Below are 6,876 nucleotides of genomic sequence, written 5' to 3'. Positions count from 1 at the left end.
GGCGCGGGAGCCCGACCAGGCCAGCAGCGCGGTGACCCGCCGGTCGCGCAGCCGGGGCAGGAGGGCGAGCACGGCGGCCGGGTCGTGGTGCGCGTCGTCCACGGCGATCACGGTGCCTGCGACGAGGGGCGCCGAGGCCAGCTCGGCGCCGGAGACCGGGAGGACGTCGCGGCCCCGCTCACGGGCGGCGGCCACCGCCTCGCGCAGCAGCAGGGACTTGCCGGAGCACGGCGGGCCGTCGATGGCCAGCAGGCCACCCGGCTCGGACAGGAAGCGCAGAACCGAAGCCCATTCACTTTCCCGGCCGTACGATTTCGACACAATCAAGACTGCTACGCGTCTCGACTGACTGTCAATTCAGCCTCCGGCGCCGTTCCCGCCGTTTTCACCGAATGCGACGAATGGCGCAACCCGATCCAGTTCCCGGATCACCGATCCGGGATCGGTCGCGAGCACCACCCCGGCCGAGCGCAGCACGTCCAGGTGACCGGGGAACGCCGGGTGCGCGGCCTGGTCGTCCGACACCTGCGGCAGCACCACCACCGGGGCACGCCGGCCCACCGCCTCGCACAGCACCGTGAGCGCCTGGTTGTCGGCGATCCCGAGCGCGAGCTTGGCCAGCGAGTTCGCGGTGGCCGGCGCGAACGCGAACGCGTCCGGCACCGGGTGCGGCTTCGGCTCGGTCGGCAGCCGGGACGTCCAGCGCACCGGCAGGTCCGTCGTGGCCGCGAGCGCGGGCAGCAGCGGTTCCAGCCAGCGGCCGGCGGTCGGGGTCAGCGTGACGGCCAGCCGCCACCCCCGGTCGGCCAACGGCCGCGCCAGGCCGTCGACCAGCCACCGCTCCACCCCGCCCGCCGACGCCGCGACCAGCCCGAGCACCGCGCCGACGGCACCGGCAGCCGTCACGCGGGCCGCCGGAGCACGGCGCAGAACATCGCGTCCGTGCCGTGCACGTGCGGCCACAGCTGCACCTGCGGCCCGTCGCCCAAGTCGGGGACGCCGGGGAAGAACTCGCGGGCGTCCAGCCACTCCGAGCCGGTGCGGCGGACGACGTCGGCGACCACGCCCACCGTCTCCGACAGGTGCGGCGAGCACACCACGTACGCCACCACCCCGCCCGGCCGGACCAGCGTCAACGCCGCCGTCAGCAGCTCGCGCTGCAACCGGGCCAGCGGCGCGACGTCCGACGGCTGCCGCCGCCACCGCGCCTCCGGACGACGGCGCAGCGCGCCCAGGCCCGTGCACGGCGCGTCGACCAGCACCCGGTCGAACGAGCCCTCGGGCAGCCCGGACTCACGGCCGTCGGCGACGTGCACGGTCATCGGCACGTCACCCGCCGCCTTGCGGATCAGGTCGGCCCGGTGCGGCGCCTTCTCGACCGCGTCCAGCGACGCGCCGGACAGCGACGCGAGGGCACCCAGCATCACGGCCTTGCCGCCCGGACCGGCGCACAGGTCGAGCCACCGCTCGTCGGGACCGTCGAGCGGCACGCGCGTCAACGCCACCGCGCACAGCTGGCTGCCCTCGTCCTGCACCGTCGCCAGCCGCTCGCGCACCGGGTCCAGGTCGCCCGGGTCGCCCGCGCCGGTGTCCAGGTGCACCCCGTACGGCGAGTACGGCGCGACCTCGCCGCCGGTCATCGCGGCCAGCTCGTCCGCGCTGCACTCGCCGGGACGGGCCGCCAGGTGCACGGCCGGGCGCGTGTCGTCGGCGGCCAGCGCGTCGCGCAGCGGCTCGCCGCGGCTGCCGAGGGCCTCCGCGAACGCCTGCGCGATCCACCTCGGGTGGGCGTGTGCCATGGCCAGGTAGCCGATCGGGTCGGCGTCCTCGTCGGGCGCGACCTCCTCGACCCAGGCCGCCTCGTCCTGCCCGGTGACGCGGCGCAGCACCGCGTTCGCGAACCCGGCCGCGCCGGAACCGCGGTCGGCGCGCACCAGGTCGACCGTGGACGCGACCGCCGCGTGCGCCGGGATGCGGGTGCGGAGCAGTTGGTAGGCGCCGAGGCGCAGCGCGTCGAGCACCGCACCGTCCACTTCGGACAGCGGTCGTTCGGCGCACGCCGCCAGCACCGCGTCCAGCAGGCCCTGCGCGCGCAGCGAGCCGTACGTGAGCTCGGTGGCGAGGGCCGCGTCCCGACCGGTGATCCTGCGTTCCCGGAGGATGCCGGGGAGCACGAGGTTCGCGTAGGCGTCACGCTGGCGCACCGCGCGCAGGGTGTCCAGCGCGGCTTGGCGCGCCGGGTCCTCGACGGGGGGACGCTCCGGGCCGGAGCGCCCGCGCGGCGGGTGCGCCCGCTGCGGCCGGGACGGCCGGGAAGACCTCTGGGTCATGAAATCCGCTCCCCCGCCTCGATCCGGGCGCCGCGCGCCCAGTCGTTCGCCGACATCCTCTTCTTGCCCTGCGCCTGCACGTCGCCCAGCGCCACCGGGTCGGTGGCCGTGCCGACGAGCACGCGCCTGCGCTCCACCCGGATCTCACCGGGCGCGGGCGGTTCCTCCGACTCGACCGGCGTCACCGGGCCGAGCTTCAGCCGTTCGCCGCGGAACTCCGCCCACGCGCCGGGGTCCGGCGTGACCGCGCGGGCCACCCGGTCCAGCGCGACGGCGGGCGTGCCGAAGTCCAGCCGCGCGTCCTCCACGGTGACCTTCGGCGCGTAGCTCACACCCTGGCCGGGCTGCTCCACCGGCCGCAGCGACCCGTCCGCGATACCGTCCACAGTGGACAGAAGCAGGTTCGCGCCGGACTCGGCGAGGCGGCCGAGCAGGTCGCCCGCGGTGTCGCGCTCGCGCACCCGCTCGGTCACCACCCCGTACACCGGGCCCGCGTCCAGCTCCTTGACGATGCGGAACGTGGTCGCGCCGGTGATGTCGTCGCCGTGCCGGATCGACGCCTGGACGGGAGCCGCGCCGCGCCACGCGGGCAGCACGGAGAAGTGCAGGTTCACCCACCCGTGAGTCGGGATCGCGAGGGCCGACTCGGGCAGCAGCGCGCCGTAGGCCACCACCGGGCACAGGTCCGGCTCCAGCTCCTTCAACCGCGCCTGGAACGCCGGGTCGCCCGCCTTCGCGGGCGTCAGCACCTCGATGCCGCGTTCGTCGGCGAGCGCCGCGACCGGCGACCGCTCCACCCGGCGACCGCGTCCCGCCGGCGCGTCGGGCCTGGTGACGACGGCCACCACCTCGTGCCGACCGGAGTCCAGCAGCGCCCGCAGCGACGGCAGGGCGGGCTCCGGCGTGCCCGCGAAGACCAGGCGCATGTCAGACCCCTCCGGACGGCACGGGGGCACTCGGTCGAGACGGCCTGGTGTCTTGGACGAACACGCACTCTCCTCGCATCGGACCCGTCGGCGGACGCCGACGGCCTCACCGCAGACGGCAAGTCTAGGAGAGTGCCGCGCCACGAGCGCGCCCGCGCGAGGTCACGCCGGTCGTCGGCGGCCCGGGGTCCGCGCGGCGACGGCGCGACGACCGGCCAAGGTCCGCGCGGCGACGGCCCTACGACCGGCCGGATTTCGCGCGGCGGCGATCAGCCACCGAACAGCGGGTGCGGCGACTGCTTGATCGCGGGCACACCGCCGTCGAACCACTCCTGCTGCCGGATCGCCCGCAGGGCGTCCTTGCGGGTCTGCTCGTCCAGCCGGTCGACGAAGAGCACGCCGTCCAGGTGGTCGGTCTCGTGCTGGATGCAGCGCGCCAGCAGGTCCGTGCCCTCGACCTCGATCGGCTCGCCGTGCATGTTCCAGCCGCGCGCGACGACCTGGCGGTGGCGGCGGCAGTCCCACGACAGGCCGGGGATCGACAGGCAGCCCTCCGGGCCCTCCTGGAACTCCTCGCCGACGACGTCGAACGTCGGGTTCACCAGGTGCCCGGCGAAACCGTCGCAGTGGTAGGTGAACACGCGCAGTCCGACGCCGAGCTGCGGCGCCGCGAGCCCGGCGCCACCCGCTTCGCTCATCGTGTCCCACAGGTCCTTGACCAGCTTGCGCAGCTCGGCGTCGAAGTGGGTGACCTCGACGGCGGGCGTCCGCAGCACCGGGTCGCCGAACAGCCGGATGGGTTGGACGGTCACGCGCGCTCCTCGCAGCCGGGTGGATTCCGCCCAGTCTACGAAAGGGGCCTCAGTGCTCCAGGTCACGGCCGAGGAACGCGACACCGACCAGCGCGGCCAGGAAGTGGCCCAGGAAACGGGCCGACGTGGTGACGGCGGCCGGCACCCTGGCCGTGACGGTCGTCATGGTCATCGCGGTCGTGGTCATGGTGGTCATGTCGCGGCTCCCGTTCGGTCTGCGTGCCCCCAGGGTGTCGTCCGCGGGCGTCGGCGGGCGTCCGCTCGGGGTAGCGGACCGGCCTCATCCCACGGGCTGAGTCGATCGCGACGCCGGGCCTACCGGCTGACGGCGTCGTGGTCGCTCGCCGAGGACCGGGCCTGGAGTGAGGGACGCGGTCCCGCCCGGGCGGGACCGCGTCACGGGGTCACGGGATCGGTCGGACGACGCGGGCCGCGCCACCACCGCGCCGGGTGGTCTCCGCCGCCGCGCGCCAACGGCCGTCAGGCAGGCGTTCGACCGCCGTGACCGCCCCGATCTCCGAGGTGGACGAGAACCGGTGCCCCAACGCGCGCAGCGCCTCGGCTTCCGGGGTGGCGAGGAAGGAGGTCTCCGCCTGGGTGTTGGTGGCGTTGCGCTGGGACGCCCGCGGTGCGGCGATGGCCTCGACGAGGGGCAGGCCGCGGTCGAGCCGCCGGGTGAGGACGTGCAGGACGGTGGTGATGATGCTCGCCCCGCCGGGCGAGCCGAGCGCCAGCACCGGCCTGCCGTGGTCCAGCACGATCGTCGGCGACATCGAGGAGCGCGGGCGCTTGCCGGGCCCGGGGAGGTTCGGGTCCGGCACGCCCGGCGTCACGGGCGTGAACGAGAAGTCCGTCAGCTCGTTGTTCAGCAGGAACCCGCGACCGGGCACGACGATGCCGCTGCCGCCCTCCTGCTCGATGGTCAGCGTGTAGGCGACGACGTTGCCCCAGCGGTCGGCGACGGTGAGGTGCGTGGTGTCCGTGCCCTCGTACGGGGTGGCGGTGGGCTCGCCGTTCGTCGCGCACGGCGCCGGGTGGCGCGGGTCGCCGGGCGCGACGGCGCCGGCCATCGCGGTGGTCGGTGAGATGAGGCACGCGCGGCTGTCGGCGAACCGCTGGGACAGCAGCTCGCGGGTCGGCACGTCGCTGAACGCCGGGTCGCCCGCCCACCGGTTGCGGTCGGCGAAGGACAGCCGGCTCGCCTCCAGGAACCGGTGCAGGTACTGGACCTCGGTCTCCCGGGACAGGTCCGTGGTCTCCAGGATGTTCAGCGCCTCGCCCACGGTCGTGCCGCCGGACGAGGGCGGGGCCATGCCGAACACGTCGAGGCCGCGGTACCGGGCGCGGGTGGGCTCGCGCTCGGGCGCGGTGTAGCCGGCGAGGTCCGCGAGGGTCATCGCGCCGGGCCGGACGGTGCGCGTCGCGCCGGGCACGACCGGCGGTCGCCGGACCGCGTCGACCAGGTCGCGGGCGACGTCGCCGCCGTAGAACGCGGACGTGCCGTCCTCGCGCAGCGCCCGGTACGTGTCGGCCAGGTCGGGGTTGCGGAACGTGCTGCCGACCGCGGGCGGCGTGCCGTCGGGCAGGTAGAGGGCGCGGGACGAGGTGAAGTCGGCGAACCGGGCGGCGTTCTCGCTCACCTGCCGGTGGAACGTGGCGTCGACCGTGAAGCCGCGCCGGGCCAGGTCCTCGGCGGGGCGGACGGCCTGGTCGAGCGACCACGTGCCCCACCGCCGCAACGCGTGCTCCCAGGTGCGCGGCGTGCCGGGGACGCCGACGGACAACCCGCTGGTCACGGCCTGGCTGAACGGGATCGGCGCGCCGTTCTCCAGGAACAGGCCCTCGGTGGCGGCGGTCGGCGCGGTCTCCCGTCCGTCCACTGTGGACACCTTGCGGGTGCGGGCGTCGTAGTGGACGAGGAACCCGCCGCCGCCGATGCCCGCCGAGAACGGGTCGGTGACGCCGAGCGCCGCCGCGACCGCGACCGCCGCGTCCACCGCGTTCCCGCCGCGGCGCAGCACGTCGATCCCGATCTGCGACGCGTCGGGGTCGACGCTCGACACCACCCCGCCCGCGCCGACGGCCACCGGCACGCGGGGCGCCTCGGCGGTCAGCGGCGCGGCCGGCGCGGTGGCGGGTAGGAGGGGCACGACGAGGAGGGAGGCGAGGACGCTGGCGATCGTCGACCGGAGCATCGTTCCCTTGTACTCCACCGCGCCGAAAACCTGAACCACCCGAAGAAGGGTTCACCCGGCGACGGCACGGACCCCGGCGGGACCGATCACGGCGGCGCGGACCACGGCGGAGGGCGGGCCGGGCGGGCGTCCGCCGGGGTCAGAGGACTTCCAGCGGGTCGAGCTTGACCCGCACCACGTCCGGTTCCTTGCGGGCGCTGCGCACGGCGAGCACTTCGGCCAGGACGGTGGCCAGCACCCGTCCCTCCGTCCGGGACACCCGGACCAGGGCGCGTTCCCGGTCCTCGGACAGCGGCACCGGGCCGAGGACCTCGCCGGTCGGCGGCAGGCGCAGTTCCGACAGGACACCGGCCAGCGCGTCCGGCGAGCCGTCCACCGTGGCCATCCGCACGGCGGGCGGGAACCCCAGCTCCGCCCGCGCCGCCAGCTCCTGACCGGCGTGCCACACCGGGTCCCAGCGCACAAGGGCCTGGACCGGGGCCAGCGACGACTCGGCCACGACGACCACCCGGCCCGCCGCGTGCACCAGGGCGGCGGCGGTCATCCAGCGGCGCAGCGCTTCCTCGGCCGCGCGCAGGTCCGCGCGGCCGAGCAGCGCCCAGCCGTCGAGCAG

7 protein-coding genes and 1 pseudogene are annotated in these 6,876 nt (G+C 75.5%); all 8 read right to left on the bottom strand.

Features of this window, described 5'->3' with window-relative positions:
- A partial coding sequence (locus ACFQ3T_RS33000; protein ID WP_380729460.1) for a DnaA/Hda family protein occupies positions 1–327 on the bottom strand: 327 nt, incomplete at its 3' end.
- A 30-nt stretch (positions 328–357) separates the two neighbouring features.
- Positions 358–906, bottom strand: a complete 549-nt coding sequence (locus tag ACFQ3T_RS32995; RefSeq protein ID WP_380729458.1) for a flavoprotein — start codon at positions 904–906, stop codon at positions 358–360.
- Positions 903–2,330, bottom strand: a complete 1,428-nt coding sequence (locus tag ACFQ3T_RS32990) for an RsmB/NOP family class I SAM-dependent RNA methyltransferase (protein WP_380729456.1) — start codon at positions 2,328–2,330, stop codon at positions 903–905. The genes ACFQ3T_RS32995 and ACFQ3T_RS32990 overlap by 4 nt, the downstream gene beginning before the upstream one ends.
- Positions 2,327–3,256, bottom strand: coding sequence for a methionyl-tRNA formyltransferase (gene fmt, locus ACFQ3T_RS32985; RefSeq protein ID WP_380729454.1), 930 nt, complete (start codon positions 3,254–3,256; stop codon positions 2,327–2,329). Before fmt ends, ACFQ3T_RS32990 begins: the two co-directional genes overlap by 4 nt.
- A gap of 269 nt (positions 3,257–3,525) precedes the next feature.
- Positions 3,526–4,068: a peptide deformylase gene (gene def / locus ACFQ3T_RS32980; RefSeq protein WP_380729452.1), complete on the bottom strand. Its 543-nt coding sequence runs from the start codon at positions 4,066–4,068 to the stop codon at positions 3,526–3,528.
- 49 nt (positions 4,069–4,117) lie between these two features.
- Positions 4,118–4,264, bottom strand: coding sequence for a hypothetical protein (locus ACFQ3T_RS32975; protein WP_380729450.1), 147 nt, complete (start codon positions 4,262–4,264; stop codon positions 4,118–4,120).
- Positions 4,265–4,472: 208 nt separating this feature from the next.
- The gene (gene ggt / locus ACFQ3T_RS32970; protein WP_380729462.1) at positions 4,473–6,263 is read right to left on the bottom strand and encodes a gamma-glutamyltransferase; all 1,791 of its coding nucleotides are present in this window, start codon (positions 6,261–6,263) and stop codon (positions 4,473–4,475) included.
- A 139-nt stretch (positions 6,264–6,402) separates the two neighbouring features.
- Positions 6,403–6,876, bottom strand: a pseudogene (locus tag ACFQ3T_RS32965) (primosome assembly protein PriA); the annotation flags it as partial.

This window comes from Saccharothrix hoggarensis (assembly GCF_042678885.1).
Classification (GTDB): Bacteria; Actinomycetota; Actinomycetes; order Mycobacteriales; family Pseudonocardiaceae; genus Actinosynnema; species Actinosynnema hoggarensis.
This window is presented reverse-complemented; position numbering and strand designations above follow the sequence as displayed.

Bases quoted from the DNA above. Each gene is read 5' to 3' on its own strand.
- fmt (WP_380729454.1), bottom strand. From the start codon at position 3,256: ATGCGCCTGGTCTTCGCGGGCACGCCGGAGCCCGCCCTGCCGTCGCTG.
- ACFQ3T_RS32990 (WP_380729456.1), bottom strand. From the start codon at position 2,330: ATGACCCAGAGGTCTTCCCGGCCGTCCCGGCCGCAGCGGGCGCACCCG.
- ACFQ3T_RS32975 (WP_380729450.1), bottom strand. From the start codon at position 4,264: ATGACCACCATGACCACGACCGCGATGACCATGACGACCGTCACGGCC.
- ggt (WP_380729462.1), bottom strand. From the start codon at position 6,263: ATGCTCCGGTCGACGATCGCCAGCGTCCTCGCCTCCCTCCTCGTCGTG.